The organism is Rhizobium sp. BK379 (assembly GCF_014193955.1).
Taxonomy (GTDB): Bacteria; Pseudomonadota; Alphaproteobacteria; order Rhizobiales; family Rhizobiaceae; genus Rhizobium.
Window position 1 is genome coordinate 675,826 of record NZ_JACIAD010000001.1, and the last position, 26,302, is coordinate 702,127.

31 protein-coding genes and 1 pseudogene are annotated in these 26,302 nt (G+C 61.4%); 11 read left to right on the forward strand and 21 right to left on the reverse strand.

Features of this window, described 5'->3' with window-relative positions; genetic code table 11:
* Positions 1-135 precede the first annotated feature (135 nt).
* Both FHT93_RS03475 and FHT93_RS03480 read right to left on the reverse strand, forming a co-directional pair.
* Complete coding sequence (locus tag FHT93_RS03475) at positions 136-1,140, reverse strand: inorganic phosphate transporter (protein ID WP_112547558.1); 1,005 nt, start codon at positions 1,138-1,140, stop codon at positions 136-138.
* The gene (locus tag FHT93_RS03480; RefSeq protein WP_183846105.1) at positions 1,140-1,784 is read right to left on the reverse strand and encodes a DUF47 domain-containing protein; all 645 of its coding nucleotides are present in this window, start codon (positions 1,782-1,784) and stop codon (positions 1,140-1,142) included. Before FHT93_RS03480 ends, FHT93_RS03475 begins: the two co-directional genes overlap by 1 nt.
* Before the next feature lie 114 nt (positions 1,785-1,898).
* On the opposite strand from FHT93_RS03480, the gene FHT93_RS03485 reads away from it, so the two are divergent.
* Positions 1,899-2,441: an NUDIX hydrolase gene (locus FHT93_RS03485; RefSeq protein ID WP_183847500.1), complete on the forward strand. Its 543-nt coding sequence runs from the start codon at positions 1,899-1,901 to the stop codon at positions 2,439-2,441.
* 63 nt (positions 2,442-2,504) lie between these two features.
* Here FHT93_RS03485 and FHT93_RS03490 read toward each other — a convergent pair whose 3' ends face one another.
* The 3 genes from FHT93_RS03490 to FHT93_RS03500 form a co-directional block, all read right to left on the reverse strand.
* A complete protein-coding gene (locus tag FHT93_RS03490) occupies positions 2,505-3,347 on the reverse strand; it encodes an isocitrate lyase/phosphoenolpyruvate mutase family protein (protein WP_183846106.1) in 843 nt (280 codons plus the stop codon).
* 102 nt (positions 3,348-3,449) lie between these two features.
* Positions 3,450-4,211 (reverse strand): ABC transporter permease, encoded by a 762-nt coding sequence (locus FHT93_RS03495; protein ID WP_112547561.1) that lies wholly within the window; start codon positions 4,209-4,211, stop codon positions 3,450-3,452.
* On the reverse strand, positions 4,208-5,134 hold the full coding sequence (locus FHT93_RS03500) for an ABC transporter ATP-binding protein (RefSeq protein WP_112547562.1): 927 nt from the start codon (positions 5,132-5,134) through the stop codon (positions 4,208-4,210). The genes FHT93_RS03495 and FHT93_RS03500 overlap by 4 nt, the downstream gene beginning before the upstream one ends.
* A gap of 570 nt (positions 5,135-5,704) precedes the next feature.
* Here FHT93_RS03500 and FHT93_RS03505 point away from each other — a divergent pair.
* Positions 5,705-7,111 carry an adenylate/guanylate cyclase domain-containing protein gene (locus FHT93_RS03505; RefSeq protein ID WP_183846107.1) on the forward strand — a complete coding sequence of 469 codons (1,407 nt, stop codon included), beginning with the start codon at positions 5,705-5,707 and terminating at the stop codon, positions 7,109-7,111.
* Positions 7,112-7,122: 11 nt separating this feature from the next.
* Here the strand turns inward: FHT93_RS03505 and FHT93_RS03510 are convergent, their stop codons facing one another.
* From FHT93_RS03510 to FHT93_RS03550, 9 genes are all read right to left on the reverse strand, one after another.
* Complete coding sequence (locus FHT93_RS03510; RefSeq protein ID WP_183846108.1) at positions 7,123-7,605, reverse strand: GNAT family N-acetyltransferase; 483 nt, start codon at positions 7,603-7,605, stop codon at positions 7,123-7,125.
* A gap of 93 nt (positions 7,606-7,698) precedes the next feature.
* On the reverse strand, positions 7,699-7,989 hold the full coding sequence (locus tag FHT93_RS03515; RefSeq protein ID WP_112547572.1) for a hypothetical protein: 291 nt from the start codon (positions 7,987-7,989) through the stop codon (positions 7,699-7,701).
* A 7-nt stretch (positions 7,990-7,996) separates the two neighbouring features.
* A complete protein-coding gene (locus FHT93_RS03520) occupies positions 7,997-8,233 on the reverse strand; it encodes a hypothetical protein (RefSeq protein WP_112547573.1) in 237 nt (78 codons plus the stop codon).
* A 198-nt stretch (positions 8,234-8,431) separates the two neighbouring features.
* Positions 8,432-8,794 (reverse strand): cytochrome C oxidase subunit IV family protein, encoded by a 363-nt coding sequence (locus tag FHT93_RS03525; RefSeq protein WP_112968348.1) that lies wholly within the window; start codon positions 8,792-8,794, stop codon positions 8,432-8,434.
* Between the two features lie 7 nt (positions 8,795-8,801).
* Complete coding sequence (locus FHT93_RS03530) at positions 8,802-9,521, reverse strand: heme-copper oxidase subunit III family protein (protein ID WP_183846109.1); 720 nt, start codon at positions 9,519-9,521, stop codon at positions 8,802-8,804.
* A gap of 26 nt (positions 9,522-9,547) precedes the next feature.
* Positions 9,548-10,267: a cytochrome c oxidase subunit 3 gene (locus tag FHT93_RS03535; protein ID WP_183846110.1), complete on the reverse strand. Its 720-nt coding sequence runs from the start codon at positions 10,265-10,267 to the stop codon at positions 9,548-9,550.
* On the reverse strand, positions 10,264-12,033 hold the full coding sequence (ctaD, locus tag FHT93_RS03540; protein ID WP_112547577.1) for a cytochrome c oxidase subunit I: 1,770 nt from the start codon (positions 12,031-12,033) through the stop codon (positions 10,264-10,266). Before ctaD ends, FHT93_RS03535 begins: the two co-directional genes overlap by 4 nt.
* 52 nt (positions 12,034-12,085) lie before the next feature.
* On the reverse strand, positions 12,086-12,904 hold the full coding sequence (locus FHT93_RS03545) for a cytochrome c oxidase subunit II (RefSeq protein WP_183846111.1): 819 nt from the start codon (positions 12,902-12,904) through the stop codon (positions 12,086-12,088).
* A 143-nt stretch (positions 12,905-13,047) separates the two neighbouring features.
* On the reverse strand, positions 13,048-13,437 hold the full coding sequence (locus tag FHT93_RS03550) for a cytochrome c family protein (protein WP_183846112.1): 390 nt from the start codon (positions 13,435-13,437) through the stop codon (positions 13,048-13,050).
* A gap of 212 nt (positions 13,438-13,649) precedes the next feature.
* On the opposite strand from FHT93_RS03550, the gene FHT93_RS03555 reads away from it, so the two are divergent.
* Positions 13,650-13,823, forward strand: coding sequence for a hypothetical protein (locus FHT93_RS03555; protein ID WP_183846113.1), 174 nt, complete (start codon positions 13,650-13,652; stop codon positions 13,821-13,823).
* On the forward strand, positions 13,810-14,349 hold the full coding sequence (locus FHT93_RS03560; protein ID WP_246781536.1) for a DUF1772 domain-containing protein: 540 nt from the start codon (positions 13,810-13,812) through the stop codon (positions 14,347-14,349). The genes FHT93_RS03555 and FHT93_RS03560 overlap by 14 nt, the downstream gene beginning before the upstream one ends.
* 2 nt (positions 14,350-14,351) lie before the next feature.
* Here the strand turns inward: FHT93_RS03560 and FHT93_RS03565 are convergent, their stop codons facing one another.
* Positions 14,352-14,606: a DUF982 domain-containing protein gene (locus tag FHT93_RS03565; RefSeq protein ID WP_112547581.1), complete on the reverse strand. Its 255-nt coding sequence runs from the start codon at positions 14,604-14,606 to the stop codon at positions 14,352-14,354.
* A gap of 228 nt (positions 14,607-14,834) precedes the next feature.
* On the opposite strand from FHT93_RS03565, the gene FHT93_RS03570 reads away from it, so the two are divergent.
* Positions 14,835-15,599 (forward strand): Crp/Fnr family transcriptional regulator, encoded by a 765-nt coding sequence (locus FHT93_RS03570; protein WP_183846114.1) that lies wholly within the window; start codon positions 14,835-14,837, stop codon positions 15,597-15,599.
* On the opposite strand, the gene FHT93_RS03575 is transcribed toward FHT93_RS03570, so the two are convergent.
* Positions 15,593-16,087 carry a sigma-70 family RNA polymerase sigma factor gene (locus tag FHT93_RS03575; protein ID WP_112968355.1) on the reverse strand — a complete coding sequence of 165 codons (495 nt, stop codon included), beginning with the start codon at positions 16,085-16,087 and terminating at the stop codon, positions 15,593-15,595. The two genes, FHT93_RS03570 and FHT93_RS03575, sit on opposite strands and share 7 nt — an antisense overlap.
* A gap of 137 nt (positions 16,088-16,224) precedes the next feature.
* Positions 16,225-16,608: a response regulator gene (locus FHT93_RS03580; RefSeq protein WP_183846115.1), complete on the reverse strand. Its 384-nt coding sequence runs from the start codon at positions 16,606-16,608 to the stop codon at positions 16,225-16,227.
* 266 nt (positions 16,609-16,874) lie between these two features.
* Between FHT93_RS03580 and FHT93_RS35880 the strand changes: the two genes are divergently transcribed.
* From FHT93_RS35880 to FHT93_RS03595, 3 genes and pseudogenes are all read left to right on the forward strand, one after another.
* Positions 16,875-17,402, forward strand: coding sequence for a hypothetical protein (locus FHT93_RS35880; protein WP_183846116.1), 528 nt, complete (start codon positions 16,875-16,877; stop codon positions 17,400-17,402).
* Positions 17,403-17,466: 64 nt separating this feature from the next.
* A complete protein-coding gene (locus FHT93_RS35885) occupies positions 17,467-17,829 on the forward strand; it encodes a hypothetical protein (protein ID WP_183846117.1) in 363 nt (120 codons plus the stop codon).
* A pseudogene (locus FHT93_RS03595) lies at positions 17,826-18,179 on the forward strand (ADP-ribosylation/crystallin J1). The gene FHT93_RS35885 and the pseudogene FHT93_RS03595 overlap by 4 nt, the downstream one beginning before the upstream one ends.
* Before the next feature lie 7 nt (positions 18,180-18,186).
* Here the strand turns inward: FHT93_RS03595 and FHT93_RS03600 are convergent.
* Positions 18,187-19,542: an extensin family protein gene (locus FHT93_RS03600; RefSeq protein WP_183846118.1), complete on the reverse strand. Its 1,356-nt coding sequence runs from the start codon at positions 19,540-19,542 to the stop codon at positions 18,187-18,189.
* 268 nt (positions 19,543-19,810) lie between these two features.
* Between FHT93_RS03600 and FHT93_RS03605 the strand changes: the two genes are divergently transcribed.
* Positions 19,811-20,242, forward strand: a complete 432-nt coding sequence (locus tag FHT93_RS03605; protein WP_183846119.1) for a nuclear transport factor 2 family protein — start codon at positions 19,811-19,813, stop codon at positions 20,240-20,242.
* Between the two features lie 81 nt (positions 20,243-20,323).
* Here FHT93_RS03605 and FHT93_RS03610 read toward each other — a convergent pair whose 3' ends face one another.
* Entirely contained in the window at positions 20,324-22,144 is a 1,821-nt protein-coding gene (locus FHT93_RS03610; RefSeq protein ID WP_112968360.1) for a methyl-accepting chemotaxis protein, read from the reverse strand.
* Positions 22,145-22,443: 299 nt separating this feature from the next.
* Between FHT93_RS03610 and FHT93_RS03615 the strand changes: the two genes are divergently transcribed.
* Both FHT93_RS03615 and FHT93_RS03620 read left to right on the forward strand, forming a co-directional pair.
* Positions 22,444-22,827, forward strand: a complete 384-nt coding sequence (locus FHT93_RS03615) for an acyl-CoA thioesterase (RefSeq protein ID WP_112547587.1) — start codon at positions 22,444-22,446, stop codon at positions 22,825-22,827.
* 4 nt (positions 22,828-22,831) lie between these two features.
* A complete protein-coding gene (locus FHT93_RS03620; protein ID WP_112968400.1) occupies positions 22,832-23,416 on the forward strand; it encodes a hypothetical protein in 585 nt (194 codons plus the stop codon).
* Positions 23,417-23,476: 60 nt separating this feature from the next.
* Here the strand turns inward: FHT93_RS03620 and FHT93_RS03625 are convergent, their stop codons facing one another.
* Both FHT93_RS03625 and FHT93_RS03630 read right to left on the reverse strand, forming a co-directional pair.
* On the reverse strand, positions 23,477-24,649 hold the full coding sequence (locus tag FHT93_RS03625) for a DUF1501 domain-containing protein (protein ID WP_183846120.1): 1,173 nt from the start codon (positions 24,647-24,649) through the stop codon (positions 23,477-23,479).
* 9 nt (positions 24,650-24,658) lie between these two features.
* Complete coding sequence (locus FHT93_RS03630; RefSeq protein ID WP_183846121.1) at positions 24,659-26,188, reverse strand: DUF1800 domain-containing protein; 1,530 nt, start codon at positions 26,186-26,188, stop codon at positions 24,659-24,661.
* Positions 26,189-26,302: the final 114 nt, after the last annotated feature.

Consider the following 26,302-nt stretch of genomic DNA (forward strand, 5'->3'; position numbering starts at 1 on the left):
TCCGATAAATGCCTGTATGGATGCATCTTTCGCTCGTCTTCGCCTTCTCCTTGCATGGAGAATAGAGCGCAACATCGGATCGAAAATAGTAGCCCCTAAAATTAAGGTATCCGGTGCATCCGGCGGCCGTCGACCTCAGGCAAACAGGCTTGCAATTCCATAGCAGGCGGCGGCGATGGCAGCGGCAGCCGGCATTGTGATGACCCAGGCGATGACGATATTGCCGGCGACACCCCAGCGCACGGCCGAAAGACGCCGCGCTGCTCCCACCCCGATGATCGCGCCGGTGATCGTATGCGTCGTCGACACGGGAATGCCGAGCCAGGTCGCCGCAAACAGCGTCAGCGCGCCGCCGGTCTCGGCGCAGAAACCCTGCATCGGATTGAGCCTTGTGATCTTCGAGCCCATCGTATGCACGATCCGCCAGCCGCCGAAGAGCGTGCCGAGCGCCATCGCCGACTGGCAGGAAATGACCACCCAGAGCGGCACATGGAAGCTCGGGCCAAGCTGCCCCTGGCTGAAGAGAAGAACGGCGATGATGCCCATCGTCTTCTGCGCATCGTTGCCGCCATGGCCGAGCGAATAGAGCGATGCCGAGACGAACTGCATGAAGCGGAACGTGCGATCGACGGCAAACGGTGTCTGGCGCACGAAGAGCCAGGAGACGACGAGGACGAAGAACAGCGCCAGCAGGAAGCCGATCGCCGGTGACATGAAGATAGCGCCAACCGTCTTCAACAGGCCGCTCCAGACGATGGAGCTGAAGCCGACCTTAGCCCACCCTGCTCCGACGAGCCCGCCGACCAGCGCATGCGAGGAGGAAGAGGGAATGCCGAACAGCCAGGTGACGATGTTCCAGACGATCGCCCCCATCAGCGCCGCAAAGATTACCTGCGGGGAAACGATGGCCGGATCGATGATGCCGGTGCCGAGCGTTTCGGCGACATGAAGGCCGAAGAACAGGAAGGCGATGAAATTGAAGAAAGCCGCCCATCCGACGGCATATTGCGGCCTGAGGACCCGGGTGGAGACGATGGTCGCAATCGAGTTTGCAGCATCATGCAAGCCGTTCAGGAAATCGAAGAACAGCGCGACACCGATGAGCCCGATCAGCAGCGGAAGGGAGAGAGAGGCTTCCATCAGACGTTCTCGATGACGACGCCGCTGATTTCATTGGCCACGTCCTCGAACCGGTCCACGATCTTTTCTAGATTGGAATAGATCTCGCTGCCGATCATGTAGGCCATGGCATTGCCGCTGGCCCCATGCCGGCGATAGAGGTCTTTCAGCCCCTCGTCATGCAGCTCGTCGGAACGCCCCTCGACCCGGGTGATCTCCTCGGCGATGACGGCAAGCCGCTGCGCATTGGCCCCCATCTTATTGAGAAGCGGGATCGCCTCCGCCATCAGGGCCGCTGCCTTGACGATCTCCCCGCCCATGTCCTGCATCAGCGGGTCGAAACTCGTCCGCTCGAACAGGCGGATGATCTTCACCGTCTTGTGCATCATGTCGATCGCATCGTCCATCGACTGGATCAGGTCCTTGATATCGCCGCGATCGAAGGGTGTGATGAAGCTGCGCCTGACGGCCACAAGCACTTCGCGGGTGATGTCGTCGGCCTGGTCCTCGAGCGCGATGATCCGATCGCAATTTTCTTGAACCGCCTCGCCTTTCAGCAGCCTTTCCATCGCGTGCGCGGCGGCGACGACCGTTTCGGAGTGCCGGCAGAACATGTCGAAGAAGCGGTCCTCCCGCGGCATCATCTTGCGAAACACGCTCATCATCTCGGGCGATCCTTCCTGAAGCGGACATGGCAGTCACACGCGACTGTCACAAATCTGTCATAAAACGTCGCAGGCAATTGATCGAAAATGCAGAAATTGACAATGCTTGATGTCATGAAATCCAGCAAAAAAGGCGCAAAACCTCGCGCCGCCACCCCAAAGCCGCTGCTGAAGCAACTTGCCGAAAGGCCCGAGAAGCTTTTCTCTGGCGCCTTTCGCCAGCAATATGGCGCTCTCTGCTTCCGTTATCGAAACAACGATCCCGAAAGCGATCATCGCGACATCGAAATCCTCGTGGTCACCACCCGCGACAGCGGCCGCTGGATCATTCCCAAGGGCTGGCCGATGAAAAAGAAGAAGCCGCATGAGGCGGCCGCCATCGAGGCCTGGGAGGAAGCCGGCGTGCGCGGGACGGTCAGCAAAAAGCCGGTCGGTCGCTACACCTATCTCAAGGAACTGGACGATGGCGACGTTGTTCCCTGCATCGTCGATATCTTCCAGATCGAGGTAGACCGCACGCAGGGGCAGTTCCGCGAGGTCGGCCAGCGCGTGCTGGACTGGGTGAGCCCGGATGAAGCGGCCCGACGCGTGCGCGAACTCGAACTGAAATCCCTGCTTGTCGATTTCCGCCCGCGGTACGGCAAGAAGAAGGGCTGACTGGCAGACATCCGGATTTTGTCAGCACTTATCGATCCGCAATGCGATGTCACCGATCCAGCCCTACTCCCGGTCGCCCCGCTTCTCCTGCGACATGAGTCGGCTGAGCGTGCCCGCCGGGATCGCATCGGCCGCATAGTCAAAGGTCCCCGATGATTTCACCTCCTCGGCCGCCCGCAGCAGTGCGCCAAGCGCCGCGCGAGCAAAGGATCCGCCCACGCTCACACGGCGCACGCCCGCCGCCGAGAGTTCGGCAACGCTATAGCGCGGCCCCTTCAGCCCCATTACCACATTGACGGGCTTGTCCACGGCAGCGCAGACGGTTCGGATGGCGTCGATATCAGGCAGGCCGGGTGCGTAGAGCACATCGGCGCCGGCTGCCGAGAAGGCTTGCAGCCGCCTGATCGTGTCATCGAGATCGGGCCGCCCCCAGAGAAAATTCTCTGCCCTCGCTGTCAGCAGGAAAGGCAGTTTCCGCGCGGCTTCTGCCGCCGCCTGGACCCGCTCGACGGCGTGCGAGAGATCATAGATCGGCCTTGCCGGATCGCCGGTGGCATCTTCGATCGATCCGCCGACCAGCCCGACCGCAGCGGCCAGCCGGATCGTTTCGGCGCAGATTTCGGGTTCTGCGCCGAACCCGTCCTCGAGATCGGCAGATACGGGAAGATCGCTCGCCCCGACGATCTCTGCGGCGTTGTCGAGGATCTCGCCGCGCGTCAGGCTCGCAAAGGAATCCCGCTTGCCCTTCGAAAAGGCATAACCAGCGCTGGTCGTCGCCAGGGCCTCGAAACCAAGGCCTGCCAGGATCCGCGCCGAGCCGGCATCCCATGGGTTCGGAATGACAAATGCCTCATCCCGTTGATGCAGCGCCTTGAACCGCTCGAACTTCGTCTGTTGCTCCGCCACGACTCTCCTCCGTATATAACAGCGAGGTCAGACTAGCAGTCGCGAACAAAATGTGAACAACTTTGTGCCGCCTGTACGGATTTTGCCGGTGGCGGTCCCCCGTCAGTTCCGCAGCCTGTACCCGGTCTTGAATATCCACCCGAGCGTGCTCAGGCAAACCACCAGAAACAGCGAGATCATCCCGAGGCTGACCAGCGGGTTCACATCCGCAATCCCGTAAAAACTCCACCTGAAGCCACTGACCAGGTAGAGCACCGGGTTGAAATGGCTCACCGCCTGCCAGAAGGGCGGCAGCATGTTGATCGAGTAGAAGCTGCCGCCGAGGAAGGTCAGCGGTGGCACGACCAGCATGGGGATGAGGTTCAGCTGCTCGAAATTCGTCGCCCAGATGCCGATCATGAAGCCGAACAGGCTGAAACTGATTGCCGTCAGCAGGAAGAACAGCACCATCATGAAGGGGTGCTCGATGCGGACATCGACGAAGAGATTGGCGGTCAAGAGGATGATGACGCCGATGATCAGCCCCTTGGTCGCCGCCGCCCCGACATAGCCGATCAATATTTCCGTCATTGCGACGGGCGCCGAGAGAATCTCGTAGATCGTACCGGTGAATTTCGGGAAATAGATGCCGAAGGAGCCGTTGCCGATGCACTGGCCGAGCAGCGTCAGCATGATGAGGCCGGGCGTGATGAAGGCACCGTAGGAGACGCCCTCAACCTCCTGGATGCGCGAACCCACGGCAGCGCCGAAGACGATGAAATAGAGCGAGGTGGAAATGACGGGCGAAATGACGCTCTGCAGCAGCGTGCGCCGCGTGCGCGACATCTCGAAATAATAGATCGACTTGATCGCCTCGAAGTTCATTTTGCGGCTCCTACCAGCGATACGAATATGTCTTCGAGCGAGCTTTGCCGCGTCGAGAGATCCCGGAAATGGATGTTGTTCTGGCCAAGCCGCGTCAGAAGTGACGCCACGCTCTCGTGCTCGTTGCGGGTGTCGAACTCGTAGACGAGGCGATTGCCCTCGGCCTCGATCGACAGGCCGTTGCCGGCAAAGCAATCGGGGAGTTCCTCAAGCGGGTCGTTGAGTTCGAGGATCAGCTGCTTGCGGCCGAGCTTGGCCATCAGCGCCTGCTTGTCTTCCACGAGCAGCAACTCGCCGCCATTGATGACGCCGACGCGATCGGCAATCTCTTCGGCCTCTTCGATATAGTGGGTCGTGAGGATGATGGTGACGCCCGAGGCGCGCAACTGCTCGACGACATGCCACATGTCCTTGCGCAGCGTCACGTCGACGCCCGCTGTCGGCTCGTCGAGAAAGAGGATGGAGGGCTCGTGCGACAGCGCCTTGGCGATCAGCACGCGCCGCTTCATGCCGCCCGAGAGCTGGCGCAGCGTATTGTCCTTCTTGTCCCAGAGGGACAGGTCGCGCAGCACCTTCTCGATATGGGCCGGATTGGCCTTCTTGCCGTGCAGCCCGCGCGAAAAGCTGACCGTATTCCACACCGTCTCGAACTGGTCGGTGGTCAGTTCCTGCGGCACCAGGCCGATCAGGGTGCGCGTGGCGCGGAAATCCTTGACCACATCATGTCCGTCGACCACGACCGTGCCGCCGCTCGGATTGGCGATGCCGCAGATGATCGAGATCAGCGTCGTCTTGCCCGCCCCGTTCGGCCCAAGCAGCGCCAGGATTTCGCCGCGCTCGATTTCGAGATTTATGCCCTTCAGCGCCTGGAAGCCATTTGCATAGGTCTTGGTGAGATTTTGGACGGAAATGATCGGTGCCATAGGCGCTCTTTGCGGATTTCGTGCGATTTCGGCCGCTATATAGCCCCTTTGTGAAAGTTTGACATCCCGGGCGGGCCGAACACTGAATTCACACCGTCAGCCTATCCGCCGACAATGCCGAGACGCCCATCCACAGCCCAGATCGGACGATCAAAAGAAAATCGTCTGCCGGAGGCCCATGTCATCAAGCGGTGATGTTCGTCCTTCATAAGGAAGCCCGAGGACAGCACCGGTCTCCGCCCGCCGCCCACCCCTTTGCGGAGCCGCCCTCATGGCGATCTCGTTACGCCTTTTGCTGCCCTCGGCATTGCAGTGAAATTTATTGTCAGTCACGAAATGCAAGGAACCGGCTCAGTATCCCCTGTTTAGCCGCGTTCGTCTAAGCCGGCCTTGGGCCGGCTTTCTTTTTTCAGCAGATGAGAAACAAGGTCTCCGGCCCACGTTGTTTCGCTCCGGCGCACGAAAGGTTACCTTAAGGCGAAAAATAAACGGGTCGCCTGCCTGCCATTGCCGACCTATTGTTGTTCTTCTCGGCCCCGCTTTTCGGGCCGCACTCTGATAGGATGAGCGATGCCTGATATAGCCAACCGCGTCATGGCCGTGCGCCAGCATGTCGACGAAACCGTTGCCGCCGCGATGGCGCGTCTTATTGAGGAAGCGCCGGATTTTGGCCTGAACCGCGTCAATCCGCTGGCCTTTGCGCGCACGAACGGGCTCGGCGAGCAGGAGAGCATCGCCGCATTCCTGCATGCCACCCAGCACGGCCTTTTCGAACTCTCCTGGAACGTCGTCTGCCAAAGCTGCGGCGGCGTGCTCTATCAGGCGGAGTCGCTGCAGGGCATCGACCAGCATCACTATAATTGTTCCTTCTGCGCGCTCGATTGCGAACCGACGCTCGACGAGACCGTGGAGATCACCTTCACGGTCGATCCGCGCATCCGCCATATCGCCGCCCACGATCCCGACAGCCTGCCGCTCTGGGACTATACGCGACAGATTTTCTGGAGTTCAGGCAGCGATCTGCCCGAGCATCTTGCGCCCATCGTCAGCGAGGTCGTCCTCGACGCGTTCGAGATTGCGCCGGGTGCGCTCATGGGCCGCCAGGTTGAGATGCGCGAGGGCGTGGCGATCCTCTTCGATCCCGTGACGCACAGCTCGCGATTCCTGGAAGTGAGCGGCGAACCGGCCGAGGGCCAGCGTCTGTCGATCGAGCTCGACGATGCGCACCAGGCCGGCGAAACGCTGCGTGTGGCACCGGGCCTTCTGATGCTCGATCTCGAAAACCGGACGAACCGGAGGACAATGCCGATCCTCTGGATCGCCGGCAATACGCTGGAAGCGATCCTGACGCGGCGTGTGCCAGTCCTGACCGCCAAGCGGCTGCTCACGCACCAGACTTTCCGGGATATTTACCGTACCAATGTTCTCGATCTCAACCAGCGCTTCAGGATCACCAGCCTGACCTTCCTGTTCACCGACCTGAAGGGATCGACCGAACTTTATGAGCGGATCGGCGACCTTGCCGCATTCGATCTGGTACGCTCGCATTTCCAGCTCATGCATCAGGTCGTCTCCGCCCATGGCGGCGCGGTGGTCAAGACCATCGGCGATGCGATCATGGCAACCTTTCCAACCCCGGCGCAGGGCGTGGCCGCCGCACTCGACATCCGCAAGGTGATCGATGAACTCAACCGGCGCGACAGTCGCGACGACCTGTTCCTGAAGGTCGGCCTGCACAGCGGCCCGTGCCTTGCCGTGCTGATGAACGAGCGGCAGGATTATTTTGGTCAGACGGTCAATCTGGCATCGCGCCTGCAGACGATCGCCACCCCGGATATGATCTTTGCAACGACACCTGTGGTCGAGGATGAGGAAGCGCGCACATTGCTTGCCGCGCGTGGTCGCAGCCTGCACGGCACAACCGCTTTTCTACGGGGGCTCAGCGGCGAAATACCGGTCTACGGCATTCCTGCGTGAGGCTCGCGTCGTCAAAGATCCCGGTACATGACGAGCGCGTCGACAAAGCCAAGGGTCGGATGCCGGAACGCCCCGGGCAGCCGGCCGACCACTTGAAAATCGAGCGACTGCCACAGCCGCACCGCCCGCTCGTTGGAACTGACGACGAAATTGAACTGCATGGCCCGGAAGCCGCGCTGGCGTGCATGGGCAAGCGAATGCTGGTGCATGATGCGCGCCACACCCTGCCCCGCCGCCGCGGGTGCCGTCATATATCCGCAGTTACAGACATGGTTGCCGCCGCCCGCCTGATTGGCCCTGATGTAATAGGTGCCGATAATGCTGCCGCCGTCATCGGCGACGAAAGTTTCCTTGCCGGGGGCGAGCCAGTAATCGAGCGCATCGGCCTCGCTCATGTCGCGGTCGAGCGTATAGGTTTCGCCTGCCCGGATGACAGGTTCCAGGATCGTCCATATAGCGCTGCGGTCTTCCGCTCTGGCAGGTCGGATCAGCATGGCCGGATGTTGGCATGAGCAGATGCTGCTCCGCAACTGCGGCATGGTGCCTGCAGGGCTGCGGCGGAACAAGAAAACGTGACGGCAGATGCCTCAGTCGTGGATGCTGTCGAGGATATCGTCGAGAAGGCGCTCGGCATAGCGCATCGTTTCGAACTGCTCGTCCGGCGACAGCTTGTGCGCGACGCATTCCGCGCGGATGGCGGTCCTCAGCTTCGCCAGCAGAGCCGCCTGTTCATAGGGCGTGAACGCGCTGTCGCGCACGGTGATCTTCGCGATCGTCTCCAATATCGCGATCCGCCCTTCCACCTGCCTCGCCGAGCCGACATAGTATGGGTGGTGCGACCTCAGGTTCCGGCGCGGGAATGTCACGACATTGCTCATCGGCCGCTCACAGGGCCGGTGTCTTGAAATCGGAGCCTGACAGCGAGGTGTGCAGCTTGTATTCGCTGTCGGCACCCTGCCGGTAAAGGTCGATTGTCACACGCGCGAGTTCACGTGCCTCTGTGCAGTCGCGCGACAAGCCGCGTTCCGCGCAAAGTCTGTCGAAAGCCTTCTGCACGATCGCAAGCTCCACGGCACCGATCCAGCGGTCCGCAGGGGCATCCGTTCCGATCTTCGGTTGCATGATCTCCTCCCGATCGCTCCATAAAGATGCTGCCAAACGCACGAGGTGGCAGAGAGTTCCACACAAAAAACAGGACGCAAAAATATTCCTCGAGACCGCTCCGCAGGGCCGGAATCACGGCCTGCAAGCCAGCCCGCAAGCGCCCCGGAAGGAAAAACAAACGCGTTGAAACTTTCTGCGTTTCCCTTTCCCGGGCCCCTACTGCCCGGCGCCAAAGAAGGCGAGCCGGGTGAAGATCGTATAGTCCGCTTCCGAAACCATCAGCGCCACGAAGACAAGCACCAGCAGCGGTGGCAGCAGGATGGCATAGACCAGCGCCAGCCGTTCCCAGGCCATGTGCATGAAGACGGCGACGATGAGCCCCGCCTTCAGCATCATGAAGAGCAGGATCAGCGTCCACCTGAGATGGCCCTGGATGCCGAGATAATCGACCATGTAGGAAAAGGCGCTGAGCACGAAAAGCAGGCCCCAGACCACCAGATAGAGCCGGATCGGGTGCTGCTGTCCGTGTTCCTGTGCCTGTACCGTCGGGCTTTGCGCATGTGCCGTTGTCTCGCTCATGACGACCTCACCACAGATAGAAAAACGCGAAGATGAAGACCCAGACCAGGTCGACGAAGTGCCAGTAGAGGCCCATGATCTCGACGGCCTCGTAGCGGCCTTTCCGGCTGGTGAAGAAACCGCGTCGTTCCACATCGAAATCGCCCCGCCAGACCTTGCGGGCGACGATGAGGAGGAAGATGACGCCGATGGTGACATGCGTGCCGTGAAAGCCCGTGATCATGAAGAAGGTCGAGCCGAACTGCGCAGCACCCCACGGATTTTCCCAGGGTCGGACGCCCTCGGTGATCAGCTTCGTCCATTCGAAAGCCTGCATGCCGACGAAGGTTGCCCCGAGAAGTGCCGTCAGCAGCATCAGTGCCGCAGTGGTGCGGCGTTCGCGGCGGTAGCCGAAATTGACCGCCATCGCCATGGTGCCGCTGCTCGAGATCAGCACGAAGGTCATGATCGCGATCAGGATCAGCGGAACGTCCTCGCCGCCGATATGCAGCGCGAAGACCTCGCTCGGATTGGGCCAGGCGACCGGCGTCGACATGCGGGCCGTCATGTAGGCGATCAGGAAACAGCCGAAGACGAAAGTATCGCTGAGCAGAAAGATCCACATCATCGCCTTGCCCCAGGAGGCGGTCTTGAAGGCGCGCTGGTCCGAGCTGAAATCGGCCGCGACGCCCCGCAGGCCTGCTGGCCTGAGGCTTGTTTCGTCGTGTGTCCCGATAGTCTGTGCCATCTGCGCCTCCTGAGCAGCCCCTGGTTCTAGTTAAGCAACGTGCGGCAAAGATCGACGAAGTCATTCGCCCAGCCGGCAAAGAGCGCGAAGAGCAAAAGCCAGACGGCGAGCATGAAATGCGAATAGATGGCCGAGAGATCGACGCTGAGCTGCAGCCTGTCGGGTTGAACATTTGCCGAAAATGCCCTGACCGTCGTATGTGCGAGCACGGCAAGCCCGCCGAGAATATGCAGGCCGTGCAGGCCGGTCAGCATGTAGAAGAAGCTGTTGGCGGGATTGTCGGTCAGCACATAGCCGGCTGCGGTCAGCTCCCGCCATGCCTGGATCTGCCCGATCAGAAAGAAGACGGCAAGCGCAAGCCCGGTCACGAGCGCCGGCCGCAGGCTTTCCATGCGCCCATGCTGCGCTTCGCGTCTGGCCCATTGCAGCGCCAAACTGCTGAGCGCGAGCGCTGCGGTATTGATCCAGAGCAGTCGCGGAACCGGCATTCCCCACCAGTCGGCCGACGCCATGCGCATGAAATAGGCGCTGACGGCGAGACTGAAGAGCGCGCCGACGACGCCGAGGAACACGAAGAGGCCGAGTTTGACCGCCGGCACCGGTGACTGCTGCCTGACGGTATCGTCATGCGCGGGCAGCTGCACAGATCCCGTTTCCAGCCAGGGCTTCGAGGTCAACCGCTGCCCGGAAAGCCACCAGATGATGATGGCGGCCACCGCGGCAAGGAAGATCAGCATGACGTTCATGCCGGAACCTCCCGTGTGACGCCGCCGCTTGCCGGCACATTCTGCGGAATGAAATCCTCCGCCGCTCCCGGCACGCTGTAATCATAAGCCCAGCGGTACACGACAGGCAGATCCTTGCCCCAGTTGCCATGCGCCGGCGGGGTCTGCGGCGTCTGCCATTCGAGCGTCGTCGCCCGCCACGGATTGCCGCCCGCCTCCCTGCCCCGGAAAAGGCTCCAGACCAGGTTGAACAGGAAGACGATCTGTGCCGCCCCGACGATCAGCGCCATCACCGTTATGAAGACATTCAGCGTATGGGCCGAGGGCGGAACGAAGGCCGTCTCCCCCATCTCGAAATAGCGGCGCGGCACGCCGAGCAGGCCGAGATAATGCATCGGGAAGAAGATCGCATAGGTGCCGAGGAAGGTGATCCAGAAATGGATCTGGCCGAGAGTCTCGTTCAGCATGCGTCCCGTCACCTTCGGATACCAGTGATAGATCGCCCCGAAGATGACGAGGATCGGCGCAACACCCATGACCATGTGGAAATGCGCGACGACGAACATCGTATCCGACAGCGGTACGTCGACGACGACATTGCCGAGGAAAAGGCCCGTCAGGCCGCCATTGACGAAGGTGACGATGAACGCGAGCGCAAAGAGCATCGGCAGCGTCAGGTGGATGTCGCCGCGCCAGAGCGTCAGCACCCAGTTATAGACCTTGATCGCCGTTGGAACGGCGATGATCAGCGTCGTCGTGGCGAAGAAGAAGCCGAAGGCCGGGTTCATGCCGCTGACATACATGTGGTGCGCCCAGACGACGAAGCTCAGGGCTCCGATGATGACGATCGCCCAGACCATCATGCGGTAGCCGAAGATGTTCTTGCGCGCATGCGTGCTGATCAGGTCCGAAACGATGCCGAAGGCCGGCAGCGCGACGATATAGACCTCCGGATGCCCGAAGAACCAGAACAGGTGCTGGAACAGGATCGGGCTTCCGCCGCCATGCTTCAGCTGCTCGCCCATCTCGACGATGGCGGGCATGAAGAAGCTGGTGCCGAGCACGCGGTCGAACATCATCATCACGCAGGCGACGAAGAGGGCCGGAAAGGCCAGGAGCGCCATCACCGTCGCGGTGAAGATGCCCCAGACGGTGAGCGGCATGCGCATCAGCGTCATGCCGCGTGCCCGCCCCTGCAGCACCGTCACCACATAGTTCAGGCCACCCATGGTGAAGCCGATGATGAAGACGATCAGCGAGCTGAGCATCAGCAGGATGCCCCAGTCCTTGCCGCCGGGCGTGCCCGACAGGACGGATTGCGGCGGATAAAGCGTCCAGCCCGCCCCCGTCGGGCCGCCGGGTGCGAAGAAGCCGGCGACCAGGATCAGCACCGCAAGCAGATAGATCCAGTAGCTCAGCATGTTCGCGTAGGGGAAGACCATGTCGCGCGCGCCGACCATCAGCGGAATGAGGTAATTGCCGAAACCACCGAGGAAGAGCGCAGTGAGCAGATAGATCACCATGATCATGCCGTGCATGGTGATGAACTGGTAATAATGATCGGCATCGATGAAGGAGAGAGCGCCGGGAAAGGCGAGCTGGATCCGCATCAGCCAGGAGAGCACCAGCGCCACCATGCCGATCGAGATGGCGGTGATCGAATATTGCACGGCTATGATCTTCGCATCCTGGCTGAACACATATTTCGTCCACCAGCTGTGCGGATGATAAAGCTCGACATCCTCGACTTCGGCGGATGGGATGCTGCCGGATGGAATCTCGACCATGATCTCTCTTCCCTTCCTTTCCCGATGCGGCCTCCGGCCGTCACCCGCCGCCTCAGTTTGATGGCGGCGGTTCTCCCGACGATGCAGTAAGCTGGGTGAACGTCTGCTGCTGACCAAGCCAGGTCTGGTAGTCCGCGTCACTGTCGACGATGACGGTTCCGCGCATCTGCGGATGGCCGACGCCGCAGAGTTCGGCACAGAGAATCTCGAAGGTTCCCGTGCGCGTCGGCGTGAGCCAGAAATAGGTGACCATGCCGGGGATCATGTCCATCTTGGCGCGGAATTCCGGCACATAGAAATCGTGGAGCACATCGACCGAGCGCAGCAATATGTGCACCGGCTTGCCGATGGGCAGATGCAGCTCGCCGCCCTCGATGATGATGTCGTCGAGGCCGCTTGCATCGTTCTTGTCGAGGCCGAGCGGGTTTTCGGCGGTCACGTCACGCGTCTCGGCGCGGCCGAGCTTCCCGTCCGCGCCAGGCAGGCGGAAGCTCCACAGCCATTGCTGGCTGACAACTTCCACCGATGCGGCATCGGGCGGCACGGTGATGAACTGTTTCCAGACGATCAGGCCGGGCGCCAGCATGGCGGCGACCCCGACAGCCGTTCCCGAGGCAAGCAGCACTTCCAGCCTGCGGTTCTCGGGCTCGTAATGCGCCCGGTTGCCCGGCTTGTGCCGGAAGCGGAAGACGCAATAGGCCATGAAGGAAATCACCGCGACGAAGACGATGCCGGTGATCCAGAAGGTGATGACGAGGGTGCTGTCGATATAGCTCCAGTTGGACGCGATCGGCGTCCACCACCACGGGCTCAGCACATGGAACAGCACGGAGCCGACGACAACAAGGACAAGGATCAGCACAACAGCCATTTCCGCTCCTCCCTGAGCAGTCGACCGTGAAACCGTATTCCGCAAAAGTCCGTTTTTATTATCGCATAACTGGAAAATATCTGCAATTACGGCAATTTAGGCATGTGCCGTCAGCCACCACCCGGCATTTGGATTATGATCCGTCACTGGGAATATTGCTTGAGATAAGCGATGAGATTGGTGATCTCCTGGTCGTCCTTGACGCCGACGAAGGCCATTTTCGTGCCCTTCACCTTTGCTTTCGGATTGTGCAGGTAGTCGCGCAGGGTCGCCTCGTCCCAGACGAGACCGCCCTCACCGGCGGCCTTCATCGAAGGCGAATAGGCGAAATTGGGATGCGTTCCGGCCGGTCGGCCGAACAATTTGTTGAGCGACGGGCCGACCTTGTTCGTATCGGAATCGACGATATGACAGGTCGCGCATTTCTTGAAAACAACGGCACCCGCTGTCGCATCGCCCTCCTGCGCCCCGGCGCTGCCGGGCGAAAGGGCAATCACGGATGCACAGATCAGCAGAATAACACGGTAATCCACGGCAAACCTCATCCTCCTCAAGGTTGCCCCGCCACTCGCACCCTCCGCTGGCATTCGCGCGGATGGTGGTTGCGATGCCTCAAAGCTTAATCCTTCGCGGGAACAAGTCAATCGGCCCGCAGTTCCGGCCCGGGCGACGGATGGACGCGGCGGACGGGAACCTGCTGCTGGCTCGGATGTTCGGCAAATGTCGGGAAAGGAAAGGCAAGACCATGACAGCGAAAGAATCCGGATCTGTCGATGACGGTGCCAAGGCGAGAATCTTTTCCGCCGAGGATGCGCGGGGCGGAGAAATCATCCTGCGCACGAAAACGAGGCGCGTGATCTTCATCGCCGGCCTCGCCGGCTGCGTCCTGCTCGGGCTGGTCGTCCATGCGCTTACATGAATCTCGACAGCAAGCTCGCACACGCGGACGCGGTGCGGAACGGTTCATCCCCGGTCTCGGCGTTGCGACGCTCTTTCTCGCCGCCCTCAGCCTCGGCCCGTCCTACGCCCACGTTCTTGAGGCAGGCCCGCGGCTCGCCATCTGGTCGCCCGAGCTCTGGCGGGAAACAACTGTCTTCAACGGCCAGTTCGAGTATTTCGCCGTCGTCGGTGCGCCGGTCGATCTCGCGGCGATTGTCTTTACCGTCCTGCTTGCCTTCCTTCTGCACGGCAGGCGGCCGTCCGTCGCACTCGCTCTCGTCGGGGCGGCTCTTTTCATTGCCGCGCTTGCGGCGTGGTTCATCCTCGTTGCGCCCATGAATGCCGTCCTGGCGCTCTGGGCGGCCGGGCCGCTGCCGGCGGATTTCGAAGCGGTGCGTCATCGCTGGGAAATCGGTCATATGGTGGTGGCGGCGCTGAAGGCTTTTGGCTTCCTCTTCGTCTCAGCAGCCCTGCTCTTGCCACAACGCTTGCGTCGCGACACGTGATATCAGGCCTCGTCATAGTTCAGCCAGCCGACGCCGGCAGCATCCGCCGCTTCGACGAAGGCTTCCCGCGCCTCGTCGGGCAAGAGATGGCCTTCCGAGACCGCCGCGAAGGAGGCCAGCGCGTGCTCGAAGGCCGGACCGTGGGTGACAGGCCATTTGTCGGCAAGAAGCGCTGCCGCATGGCCCGTCCCGCGAACGGTGATAAGGCTCTCCTGGTCCGGAAGCCGGATGTAAAGGGGTGTGGTCCAGTCTGACATGTGAATAGCGGCGCTGCCCCGGATCGATCGTTCGCGCCCAACACGGCGACCCGAATAAAGTTCCCGCCCCGGCATTCCAGGAAAGATCACCATTTGGTGACAAGCCTGAAACATCGGTGCGCATAGGCTGCATGGAGCTCGACTGCCGACACAACTCCTGCGAAAATCGGCGCTAATCGGGAACTTCGGCCGTCGTATCGAGTCTGGTGCACGACGAAGGGGAAGATCATGGACAGGGCCATCTATGCAGCCGGCGATAATATATTGCGCGGAAGAATGGACGAGGAGGCGACACGGCATCTCACCCCTTACCTGGAACCGCTTGCCCTGCCGCGTGGCTATGCGCTTTCGACCTCGGGCCATCAGCTGAAACATTGTTATTTCATCGAGGACGGCATCGCGTCGATCGTCGCGCGATCGGTGGCTGAACGATCAAGCGAGGTCGGCATCGTCGGGCGCGAAGGCATCGTGCCGCTGGCGCCGATCCTCGACAGCACGCACGCGACCTTCGACATTTTCGTGCAGGTGGAAGGCCATGGTTCGCGCATCGCCGTGGAGCCGCTGCAGGAGGCCCTGAGGGCCGTGCCATCTCTGCGCAGGCTCCTGAACCGTTATGTCCAGACATTCATAGTACAGGCGGCTTTCACTTCGCTTGCCAACGCCAATCACTCCATCGAGGCACGGCTGGCGCGCTGGATACTGATGTGCCACGACCGTATCGATGGCGACCACATCGGCCTGACGCACGAATTCCTGGCTCTCATGCTGTCCGTCAGGCGCGCCAGCATAACCACCGCCCTGCATGATCTGGAAGGCAGGCAGCTGATCTGGTCGGAGCGCAGCTTGGTTACCGTCCGCGACCGGACGGGCCTCGAGGAATTCGCCGGCGATTCCTACGGTCGCGCCGAGCAGGAATATCGCCGGCTGATCGGCGAACTCAGACAGCCGCGGGCTCTCGCGAAAGTCCAGGCCGGCGATAATCAGGCCTATTGATAATAGCCGATATCATGCGCAATGCGTCGGCGGGCGCGGTTCACCCGGCTCTTGATAGTGCCGATCGGGCAATGGAAATGGTCCGCGGCTTCTTCATAGGAGCGCCCGTCCACGAAGACGAAGGCGAAGGCGGCGCGATAAGGCTCCGGCAGGTGTCCGCAGGCAGCCTCCAGTTCGTGGCCGCGCAGGTGCCATTCCTGGTCGGCCGGCACGCTGCCTTGCGAGGAGGCGCATTCTTCCGAGCCCAGCGTCTCGCGCTGCCTGAGGCGAAAGCGTGTGCAGAAGGCGTTGCGCATGATCGTGAACAGCCAGGATTTCATCTTGGTGCCCTGTTTGAACTGGCCGATGCTGCCAAGCGCCCTGACGAGCGTTTCCTGTACGAGATCATCGGCATCCCCGGACGATCGGTAAAAGGTGCGGGCAAATGCTCTCAGCGCCGGAATATGGGCGACCATCTCTTGTTGAAGCATTTCGTGGGAATCTTGCATGTCCTGGCTCCCTGGCCCCGGATGTGAACCCGCGGGCTCTTATTCTGGAGAAAGGGGGCAACCTGCTGTTCGTTCCGCCAGCGGGCCACTTTGTACGCTACCGCACAATGGGATGCCGCTGCGAGCCAGGCCGGATTTCAGCCGCCGTTTGCGCGCGGCGCAAAGAGAGCCTCGCCGATCTCGGCAAGTGCGGCGGGGCTCTCGTTGAGCCGGTAGCCGCCATAACCTGGTGCAATATCCGCATCGGCATGAAACATCGCGAAAACAAAAGATATTCTTGTGTCCTGCAGTCGCTCGGCGAGCGGGAATGCGGTTTCGCCTTCGATGCGGATATCCAGGATGGCGCCATCGATCCTGACGATGTCGAGCAGCGCAAGGCCGATTTCGACGGAGGCGGCAGGCCCAACGATGACGACGCCGGCCTGCGTCAGCGCAAGCCGCACTTCGTCGGCGACCAGATCGCCGCTCTCGACAATGAGCAGATGCTTTCCCGCCATGAGCCCGAGATCGCCGATCTCCATCCTTCCCCGCAGTCGCCTCATCCCCCGGGATCAGGCCGAGTATTCCTAACTGCGAAGTGCCTTAATGGTTTCCGGCAGGATGCGAGGATATCCGGGGCCGGCCTGCGGGCGAGGCAGAAGTATGCGACATGCCGCTGTCACGACAGTAAGTTGTAGACTTCGGCAAATTCTCCATGCCATCTAGCGGTCGTACCGCCGCTCCAAAAGTTTTATCCATGTTTCGCGCTCTGCAACGCCTTAAATCCTGTTTTAAAAGCCAGACGAAAATGACCAGAACCAGTTCCGTCGCGGCGCCCGAAAGGCACCCCGACGCGGACGCCTATCGCATCTACACCCGGCAATTCGATATCGTCATCGATGCAGACAAGCTGCATACCGTTCTCGGCAAACTGGAAGGCGCCGACCAGATCCAATACCTGGGTGCCTGCCGAACGTTCAGTTATGCGCTGACGGATTGGCGAACCGGCGCGACCGTCAAGGCACTGGCGGCATCGGACCGCATTCGTTCGGCAAAGACCGCTGAGGAGTTGTCGGAGATGGCAATCACCCTTCTCGTCGATCAATCGGGTTCGATGAAGGGACAGAACATATTGCTCACGGCAGCAGCCTGCGACATTGCGCTGGATTTCCTCAAGAATCTGGGCATCGCTACTGAACTGCTCGGCTTTACGACCGTCCGGTGGAAGGGCGGCAAATCCCGCCAACTCTGGCGAAGCAGGGGCAGGCCGCGATTGCCTGGACGCCTGAACGATACTCTGCATATCATTTATAAATCCGCGGCCGCACCCCACTGATCAGGCGGAGGTCGTGCATTGGAACCCATGCTTCGCCCGGACCTGCTCAAAGAGAATATCGACGGTGAAGCGCTCGAATTGGGCGGTGGATCGGCTGGCAGCAATCAAGAAGAAGAGAAAGGCGCTGATTGTCCTCTCCGATGGTGCACCTGTCGATGATGCAACGTTCTTCCACAACGAGGACACCATTCTCGACCGTCACCTGCGCGAGGTAATCGGACGCGTAGAAGCCGCCGACGACATCAGGCTTTACGGGCTCGGCATCGGCCACGATACGACCGGTTACTATGAAAATGCACAGATCATCCAGTCGGTCAGCGATCTCGGCACCGTATTGATCTCGACCCTCGAAAAGGCGATCTGCGACACCGCAGCATTGCCGGCAAAGACCTTGACCGAAGAGACGACCAACGAGGACAGGACATGAGCGACGCCATCGAAACAATCACCCTCTGGCGTCCGGTTGGTCCAGAGGAACTAGCGCTCATCCGCGATCTTGGCATGCGCGGATTTCCGCCCCGCCTGCCCGATCAGCCGATCTTCTATCCGGTGCTTTCTCAGGACTATGCCGTCAGGATCGCCCGTGACTAGAACGTGCCTCGTAGCGGCGCAGGATTCGTTACGAGATTCGAGGTCCGAAAGGACTATCTCGACGGATACGCGGTACAGGAAGCCGGCGGTCGGGCACATCTCGAATACTGGATACCCGCTGATGAAATGGACAGCTTCAACGCTGCCATCGTCGGCGTGATCGAGGTGACGCAGACCTTCCCGTGATATCCACCTACTTGCAGACGGCTCTTCCGCCCCTGCGCGACATGAGATCGAAGTGGAAATGGTTGTAGTGTTCCGGATTGTAGCCGGGGCCGAGCACCGTCGTGAAGTAATTGCAGCTGTCGGTGCGCACGGCTTTCAGGAGCCGCCCTTCGCGGAAGGAGAACAGGCCCTTCTTGCGCACGTCGATCTCATGACCGTTCTTCAGTACGAACTTGCCGACATCGATGGCGTTGCCCTTCGCATGTTCCGAAATCGGATTGTATCTCTGGCGGCTGTTGTTCATGCGCCGGCAGGAATAGCCGCCGAGCGGCACGATCGTCTGAATGCCGGTCCAGTAACGAAAGCGAGCCGAAGGCGCGAGTTCGTTCTTCACCCATTTGGCGAAGGCAAGCGTCACCTGGCAATTCAGCGTCACCGCCGGCTTGACGCCGATATTGCCGGAAAGGCCCTTCAGCGACACGGGATAGGGCACCTGGCAGGCCGGCCCGTTGGAGATCGGCGGGCGGTCATCGAAGATCACGCCCATGCGTTTCAATTCGCGCCGGCAGGAGAGCTCCGAGGCCGGCATGACGCCGGGATCGATCGGTGCGGCCCGTTCACTCATCATCGGATTGTTCGGCCGCAGCATGGCGACCTCTTCCGGCTCATCCTCTTCCGGAACGCGGGTCGGTGCCAGCACCGGGCTGCCGTCGCTCCAGGTCTGGGCGCGATTGCCGGCAGCGCGCATCGGCGCGCGGCTCATCTGCGCGGCAACCGGCTGCGGCAGGCGACCCTGGTTGAGCTGTGTCGGGTTATCGGTGCCGATACCGTCGACAACAGGTTCGGTGGCATTGCCCTCGGCAATCTGCTGCTGCTCGTCCTGCGCCAGCCCGACGACCTGCTCATTGCCCTGCCCGGCACCAAGTTCCGAATCCATGTTGACGCCACCCTGGGGGATGGCGAGCGGCTTCACGCCGCCCCAGTTGCCATTCGGTGCCTGTTGCGGCTGGCCCTGCTGCGCGAGCGCCTCGTCGCTATCGATCATGGGCAGGCGCCGCTGCCCCTGTTGCGGCGCGGCCATCGGGGCCGACTGTTGTCCGGGCGCGCGCATCTGTTGGCTCGTCCCGGCGAGGTTCGGCGTGTCGAGATAATCGATCTGTCCCTGCGTATTGCCGACCGGCGCGCTGGCTGCGGGATAAGGTTGCTGGCTCTGGACCGGCGCCATGCGCAAGGCCCCGCCCCGCGGCGGCGTGATGGAACTGACGCGCGTGCTGCTATCGACATTCTCGGGCGGCACCAGGCCGTCGCTGATCGAACAGGTCGTCAATGCCGCAGAAAGCAGGAGTGGCAAGGCGGTACGCTGGAGAAGGGAAAGAAACGCCATACTTATCGCTTCCGCATGCGGCCTGTGATCTGAAAACCTCGATTCAAATTTAGTTAAAAACGGTGAATGAAAGCTTTACGTGTGGAGATTGGCTGATCCGGAGCGCTTGCACTCGCTAGAGAGGTATCTCCGCACCGTGGGATCATGTGCTCCTGCGCCATAGGCGGGCCGACCCGAAAAATGCTGATCCTGCTTCGAGCCCTATTGGTATTCCCGGCCAGCACCATAGCTGCTGCATCATGAGCCCGGTCCATCAGGAAACCAGCCTATGGAAGCAGCAGTAAGGAAACTGTTCAAGCGGTATGAACACCTGTTCCGCCAGGGGCTCACGGGCAAAGCCGATATGGGTGAGGTCGCCGCCCTCTATGCCTCGGATGTCATCGCCGCCTCGCCTTCCGGGGTCATGTCCGGCAAGAATGACGATGAGCTCAAGCGCATGATGGCGAAGGGGTATGAGCGTTATCGCGCCATTGGCACCAAGGATATGATGCTTCGCCATGTCCGTCTCTCACCGATCGATGAGAGCCATTGCGTGGCGCATGTCGCCTGGAGGGCGACTTATGTCTGTGAGAGCCAACCGGACACGATAATCGACTTCGACGTCCACTATCTCGTGCAGGTTCTGGATGGAGAAGCGAAAGTCTTCGGCTGGGTTTCGGGCGACGAGCAGGCACTCCTGAAGCAGCACGGTATCGGCTGACGCCTTCCTCTGATCTGCCTTGGAATAAAAGAAAGGGCCGCGCAATGCCGCGGCCCTTTCTCGTCAGATCGTCACCCGCTATCAGGCAGCCCGGCCGTACCGCGCGCCCTGCCCGGCCTGGCCGCGCAGCTGGAACTTCGACAACAGCGACCGCAGCTGCTGGCTTTCCTCCGCCAGCGTCTGGCTGGCGGCCGTGGTCTCCTCGACCATCGCGGCATTCTGCTGGGTCATCTGGTCCATGTGGTTGACCGATGTGTTGATCTCCTGCAACCCGGTCGCCTGTTCGCGGGCGGCCGTCGCAATCGAGTCGACATGGGCGTTGACCCGGTTGACCAGCGCCTCGATCTCGACCAGCGCGTCACCGGTGGAGCGCACCAGCGCCACGCCGCCTTCGACTTCGGTTGCCGAGCTCGAGATCAGCGCCTTGATCTCCTTGGCCGCATTGGCCGAGCGCTGCGCCAGTTCGCGCACTTCCTGCGCCACGACCGCAAAGCCGCGACCAGCTTCGCCCGCACGCGCTGCTTCCACGCCGGCGTTCAGCGCCAGGAGGTTGGTCTGGAAGGCGATCTCGTCGATGACGCCGATGATCTGGTTGATGCGGCTCGAACTATCCTCGATGCGGCTCATGGCCGAGACGGCGTTGCGGACGATCTCGCCGGATTTGCCGGCGCTCGTCTTCGTTTCCGCCACCATGCTGCGTGCCTCGTTGGCGCGCTCGGAAGCCGTGCGGACCGTCGCGGTGATCTCGTCGAGCGCCGCTGCCGTTTCTTCCAGCGCCGCGGCCTGCTGCTCGGTGCGCTTGGAGAGGTTGTTGGTCGCGTCGCTGATATCGCGGGCGCTGTCATTGACGATGTGGCTCGATTCCGCGATCGCGTTGATGACACTGTTCAGTGCGTCGACTGCCGCGTTGAAGTCGGAACGGAGCTTGGCATAATCCTGGCCGATATCGTCGATCGAAACCGTCAGGTCGCCGGCCGCAAGCCGCTCCAGCCCGGCGCCGAGCGCGCGCATCGCCGCCGTCTGGCGCTCGGAGGACGAACGCAGGCTCGCCTCGTTGCCGCGCCGCTCGCCTTCGATCTCCCGCTGGCGCTCATCTTCGCGAACGCGCAGTTCGGCGCGCTCGGCAACGGAGTCGCGCAGCACGATCAGCGATTTCGCCATCTGGCCGATCTCGTCGCGACGATCGGCATCCGTGATGTCGACGCTCGCATTTTCATCGGCAATCGCGTTCATCGCCTCTTTCAGGCGGGCGACCGGGGCCGTCACGCTGCGCACGATCGCATAGGCGAAGGCAAGGGTGACGAGGGCGCCGATAAGGCCGACTACCGCCGTCCAGGTGGCGTTCTGGCGATAGAGCGCTGCAAGATCGTCCGCATAGACGCCGGTGCCGACGACCCAGCCCCAGGGCTGGAAGCCCGCCACATGCGAATATTTGAGGACCGGCTGATCGGCACCCGGCTTCGGCCAGTAGTAATCCACGAAGCCCTGCCCGCTTGCCTTCACCGTATTGACGAACTCGACGAACAGGAATTTGCCGTTCGGATCCTTGTTCTGCGTCAGATCCGTGCCGTTGAGCTCGGGCTTGACCGGATGCATCACCATGGTCGGATGCATGTCGTTGATCCAGAAATAGCCGGTGCCGCCGCCATAGCGCATGGAAGCGATCACTTCCTTGGCGGCCGCCTGCGCCTGCTCGCGGGTCATCGTGCCGGCCTGCTCAAGCTTGTAATATTTGTCGAAGATGGCGAGCGCGGTAGCATCCATCTGTGCCAGGCCGGCTTTTCGCTCGGCCTCCAGCTGCCGATAGGAATAGTTGAGGAAGAAGATCATCGTCGCGGCAAGCACGACAAGTGCGAAGGCGACGAGGCCGTAAAGGCGGGTAGAAATCCTGATGTTGCGCATGGGGTTCCGGCAGCTCTCATGTGTGACAATCAGCAGATACTGATATGAGCCGCTTACCGGACGGTAAAACTTGATTAGATCTTGATGAAATAACGCTACGTGAGGCAAATGGGCGCGGCACGCATTTGAGCTTCAAGTATCTGAATCAAAAGGAAATTTCGATGGTCATGATTTTTCCGCGACGAGCCACCATTTTTTAGGGGGCATTGTCGAATCCGGCGTTTTTACGGGCTTCCGCACCACTTGGCCTTTGCATTAGGGTGATTCCAGATGAATCACCGGCGAGATGGGAGACCTTGATGACCGATGCCAAGCCGACAGGCGAACTTACCTTGCGTACGCTTGCCATGCCCGGAGACGCCAATCCGGCCGGCGATATTTTCGGCGGCTGGGTCATGGCGCAGATGGACCTTGCAAGCGGCATCCGCGCCGCCGAGCGCGCAAGGGGCCGCGTCGTCACGGCCGCGGTCAAGGAAATGGCCTTCGAACTTCCGGTCAAGATCGGCGATACGCTCTCCATCTATACTCATGTGGAGCGCGTCGGGCGCACCTCCATCACGCTGCGGGTGGAAGCCTGGGCGCATCGCTCGCGTTATAACCAGCAGGAAAAGGTCACCGCCGGCACCTTCATCATGGTGGCGCTCGACGAGGACGGCAAACCCAAGGTCGTCCCCCAGGAGTGAGATGATGCAGGCGGCCGCGACACCGGAAGTCTACGTCTACATCCGCACCGTGATGTCGATGGTGATCGGCCTCTCGCTCGCCCGCCTGCTGACCGGCCTCGGCGGCATCGTGCAATCGCCCGGCAAATTCCGGGTCTACTGGGTGCACCTCGGCTGGGTCGCTTCGATGTTCCTCTTCATCATCCATTTCTGGTGGTGGGAATATCGCCTGCAGTCGCTCGCCGTGATCTCCTTCGGCGTCTACCTCTTCCTTATCAGCTTCTGCTGCCTGTTCTTCTTCCTCTGCGTGCTGATCTTCCCGACGACGATCGAGGATTACGGCGGCTACGAGGAATATTTCATCTCGCGGCGGCGCTGGTTCTTCGGCATGCTGGCCGTGACCTATGTGGTGGATTTTCTGGACACGCTGCTGAAGGGCAAGGCCTATCTGGCAGCACTCGGGTGGGAATACCCGGCGAGGAATGCGGTGTTCATCGCGCTGTGCATCGTGGCGGCCTGGACGGCGAACCGGCGGTTTCATGCTGTATTCGTAAGTGCGGGCCTGCTCTATCAGATCACCTGGATTTTCAGGCTGTATGATTTGATTTGAGGTCTCTCTTCCCGTCCTGCGACAAGCATGGGAATGCTGGAGGCTGGGAAAGTCCTCGCCTCAAACCCGCAGGAACTGTGATCCCTTGTCGAAACTCAACCCTGGAAAAATCTTCCCGGTCAGATCGTCAGCCGACACATCGAACTGTCGGTAGAGCATCGCCGCCGCCAGCTCGCGCACATCTGCCGTCGGCATCAGGTCGCGATCGTCGAGCAGTGCAGCGTCCCCAAGCCCCGGCCACTTGCCGAGTATGCGCCCACCATCGATCGCCCCGCCCGCCAGTACCGCGCAGCCTCCCGTACCGTGATCCGTTCCGCCGGAACCATTCTCACGCACCGTGCGGCCGAACTCGGTCATGGCGAGCACGACCGTCTTCGACCACAGATCCGGCCCCATCGTGGCTTTCAGCGTCGTGATCGCCTGCGCCAGATCCTGCACCGGCCGCTTGAACTGGTTAAGCTGGCCGATATGCGTATCCCAGCCGGTAATCGAGAAGCTGGCGATGCGGTAGTCGCCCTTCAGCATATTGCCGGCAAGAACAGCCACATCGGTGATCTTCTCGCCGCGCTGGGCTGATGGTTCCGCCATAATGGAAGCGCTGTTGGCGCGCATCGCTTCATCCATTGCTTTTGCGAAAGCCGGATCGCCGGCATAGAGCCGCATGAGGAACTGCATTTCGTCCCTGGCCGGCCCGAGATTGGAATCCGAGGCCCAGACATCGACATTGTTCGGCCCGGTCAGGATCAGCTCCGTCGAGGTATTGACGTCGATCGCCTTGCGCGCATCCGAACGCGGGATCACGGCAAGCGCCCGATTGAGCCAGCCGGTCTTTTCCTCGGCTACATGCTCGCCGCCGGATTCCAGCATGTCCTGCCCGTCGAAATGGCTGCGCTGGTCGCGATAGGGCGTGGAAACAGCATACACGAAGGCAAGCTCCTTGCTCTTCCACAGCGGCATCAGGTCGGCCGCCGCCGGATTGAGCCCGAAATGACCGTCGAGATCGAGAAGCCCCTTGTCCGGCGTCAGCGACAGCGTTGGCCGCAGGGCCGCAAAGCCGGCATCGCCATAGGGCTGCACCAGATCGAGCCCGTCCATCGCCCCGCGCAACACGATCGTCACGAAGCGCTTGTCGCCCGGCATCGCCGCGAAGGTCACCGGTGTAAAAATGGGGGCTGCGGCAAGGCAGCAAGCCGATGTCAGAAAACCACGGCGTGAAAGCATAAACTCTGTCATGACGGGCTCCTATCGACGATTGAATTCGGGGGACGCGAGAACCAGCGTCAGTCCGCTCACCCTGTTCGGCGCTTGCGAGACGACGCGGATCGTCTCGTCGCGGGCGGCATCGGCAAGTGTTGCCTTCAGGAAGTCGCGCGGATCGACATCCTTGCCGAACTGGGCACTGGCGCGCCGCGCCCAGGACAGACGCTCGGACAGCTGGCTCGCGGTGATCCAGGCGGAAAAACTCTCCTCGAAGCCGGCCGGGCTTGGCGGCAGCCATGTCGGCTGGCCCATGCGGCGCAGAGCGCCCTGCCCGAGCGCACGCGCCATCTGGAAGGCCTTGCGCCGCTTGATACGTGCCTCATCCTCGGAGCTCGGCGGCGCCTGCATCATCGCCTGCCCGTCGGCAGCGGGCGCTGCATCCTTCTTCGGCATCGCCATCATCTCGTCATTGTCATCATCGTCCTGCTGATAGGCCTGCATGAAGGCCGCGACATCGCCCGCGCCAGAACCGCTATTCAGCGCCCGCAAGCCGGTGACGATATAATCGAAAGGCTGGCGCGCCTTGGCGCCTTCATCTCGCCACGCGGCCGGATGGTCGAGCATGGCGCGGTAGACGGCAGCCAGATCCCCATCCGTCTTCTTCCACGCGTCGCTCATGACCTGGATCATCTCCTCCGGCGGCTGGTCGGAGATGAAATGCACTGCGAGCTTGCGGCTGATATGCGCAGCCGTCTTCGGATGGACCGCGAGATCGTCGAGCATGGCAAGGTAATCCTTGCGCGAGCGCTTGACCCCGCCATAGCTGACACCGAGCACCTGATGTTCGCCGGGCTCGGATATCTGCGGCCGGAAAGCTGTCTCCATCGCCTGCTGGTCGACAGTGAGCCCCGTCAGCACCATGGCTGCAGAGCGAACGTCGGCCTGCGTATAGCCGCTGCCGGCACCGAGCGTGTGCAACTCCAGAAGCTCGCGGCCGAGATTTTCGTTCAGCCCCTTGTTGCGCCGCATGCCGCCCTTGGATTCCGGCCCCAGCGACTGCGCCTGATCGAGATAGATCAGCATCGAAGGATGCTCGGTGGCGCTACGCAACAGCGTCGAAAACCTGGCCCCCATATAGGGCCGGATCGCCTCTGCCTCGTAGAGCGGCACGATCAGCCGCATCGGCAGGCTCTTGGCGGCACTGGTGGAAAAATGATTGGTCCAGAACGTGGCCAGCCGCTCGTTGAAACCATCGGGAGAAAGGACCGCCTGCATCAATCGCGCATTGGCATCCATCTGGAAAAGCACCTGCGCGCGGCGCTGCAACAGCCGCCGCTGCTGCCGCCGGTCGAGATCGTCGCCATTGGCCTGCCGGATCTGTTTCAGCCTGTCCTGGAGGTCGAGGATCTGCGTATGCCGCGCCTCGATACCGCCGACGGGAAAGCCCGGCACGCTGTTCGCGCCGCGCGTCACCTGCCCGATCAGATCATCCTTCGTCTGCGGCAGAGCCTCGCCCGGTCGTCGCCCGTAACCGAACCGGATCGCTGCCATCGTCGGAAAAGACAGGCTCATGACCATTCACCTCCTCATCACCAGATCGTGACAGGGTCTCAGCCAATTGCGACGGCACGGTGTAGTAAATACGGCGATTTTCCGACATGGACGATTTGTAATCTATTGAAATCG

Bases quoted from the DNA above. Each gene is read 5' to 3' on its own strand.
- FHT93_RS03560 (WP_246781536.1), top strand. From the start codon at position 13,810: ATGCGCTTACATGAATCTCGACAGCAAGCTCGCACACGCGGACGCGGT.
- FHT93_RS35880 (WP_183846116.1), top strand. From the start codon at position 16,875: ATGACCAGAACCAGTTCCGTCGCGGCGCCCGAAAGGCACCCCGACGCG.
- FHT93_RS03600 (WP_183846118.1), bottom strand. From the start codon at position 19,542: ATGGCGTTTCTTTCCCTTCTCCAGCGTACCGCCTTGCCACTCCTGCTT.
- FHT93_RS03575 (WP_112968355.1), bottom strand. From the start codon at position 16,087: ATGCAAGATTCCCACGAAATGCTTCAACAAGAGATGGTCGCCCATATT.
- FHT93_RS03630 (WP_183846121.1), bottom strand. From the start codon at position 26,188: ATGAGCCTGTCTTTTCCGACGATGGCAGCGATCCGGTTCGGTTACGGG.
- FHT93_RS03500 (WP_112547562.1), bottom strand. From the start codon at position 5,134: ATGGCACCGATCATTTCCGTCCAAAATCTCACCAAGACCTATGCAAAT.
- FHT93_RS03525 (WP_112968348.1), bottom strand. From the start codon at position 8,794: ATGAGCGAGACAACGGCACATGCGCAAAGCCCGACGGTACAGGCACAG.
- FHT93_RS03505 (WP_183846107.1), top strand. From the start codon at position 5,705: ATGCCTGATATAGCCAACCGCGTCATGGCCGTGCGCCAGCATGTCGAC.
- FHT93_RS03555 (WP_183846113.1), top strand. From the start codon at position 13,650: ATGACAGCGAAAGAATCCGGATCTGTCGATGACGGTGCCAAGGCGAGA.
- ctaD (WP_112547577.1), bottom strand. From the start codon at position 12,033: ATGGTCGAGATTCCATCCGGCAGCATCCCATCCGCCGAAGTCGAGGAT.
- FHT93_RS03610 (WP_112968360.1), bottom strand. From the start codon at position 22,144: ATGCGCAACATCAGGATTTCTACCCGCCTTTACGGCCTCGTCGCCTTC.
- FHT93_RS03485 (WP_183847500.1), top strand. From the start codon at position 1,899: ATGAAATCCAGCAAAAAAGGCGCAAAACCTCGCGCCGCCACCCCAAAG.
- FHT93_RS03495 (WP_112547561.1), bottom strand. From the start codon at position 4,211: ATGAACTTCGAGGCGATCAAGTCGATCTATTATTTCGAGATGTCGCGC.
- FHT93_RS03520 (WP_112547573.1), bottom strand. From the start codon at position 8,233: ATGCAACCGAAGATCGGAACGGATGCCCCTGCGGACCGCTGGATCGGT.
- FHT93_RS03545 (WP_183846111.1), bottom strand. From the start codon at position 12,904: ATGGCTGTTGTGCTGATCCTTGTCCTTGTTGTCGTCGGCTCCGTGCTG.
- FHT93_RS03475 (WP_112547558.1), bottom strand. From the start codon at position 1,140: ATGGAAGCCTCTCTCTCCCTTCCGCTGCTGATCGGGCTCATCGGTGTC.
- FHT93_RS03530 (WP_183846109.1), bottom strand. From the start codon at position 9,521: ATGGCACAGACTATCGGGACACACGACGAAACAAGCCTCAGGCCAGCA.
- FHT93_RS03605 (WP_183846119.1), top strand. From the start codon at position 19,811: ATGGAAGCAGCAGTAAGGAAACTGTTCAAGCGGTATGAACACCTGTTC.
- FHT93_RS03515 (WP_112547572.1), bottom strand. From the start codon at position 7,989: ATGAGCAATGTCGTGACATTCCCGCGCCGGAACCTGAGGTCGCACCAC.
- FHT93_RS03615 (WP_112547587.1), top strand. From the start codon at position 22,444: ATGACCGATGCCAAGCCGACAGGCGAACTTACCTTGCGTACGCTTGCC.
- FHT93_RS03625 (WP_183846120.1), bottom strand. From the start codon at position 24,649: ATGACAGAGTTTATGCTTTCACGCCGTGGTTTTCTGACATCGGCTTGC.
- FHT93_RS03620 (WP_112968400.1), top strand. From the start codon at position 22,832: ATGCAGGCGGCCGCGACACCGGAAGTCTACGTCTACATCCGCACCGTG.
- FHT93_RS03570 (WP_183846114.1), top strand. From the start codon at position 14,835: ATGGACAGGGCCATCTATGCAGCCGGCGATAATATATTGCGCGGAAGA.
- FHT93_RS03510 (WP_183846108.1), bottom strand. From the start codon at position 7,605: ATGCTGATCCGACCTGCCAGAGCGGAAGACCGCAGCGCTATATGGACG.
- FHT93_RS03565 (WP_112547581.1), bottom strand. From the start codon at position 14,606: ATGTCAGACTGGACCACACCCCTTTACATCCGGCTTCCGGACCAGGAG.
- FHT93_RS03480 (WP_183846105.1), bottom strand. From the start codon at position 1,784: ATGATGAGCGTGTTTCGCAAGATGATGCCGCGGGAGGACCGCTTCTTC.
- FHT93_RS03580 (WP_183846115.1), bottom strand. From the start codon at position 16,608: ATGGAGATCGGCGATCTCGGGCTCATGGCGGGAAAGCATCTGCTCATT.
- FHT93_RS03535 (WP_183846110.1), bottom strand. From the start codon at position 10,267: ATGAACGTCATGCTGATCTTCCTTGCCGCGGTGGCCGCCATCATCATC.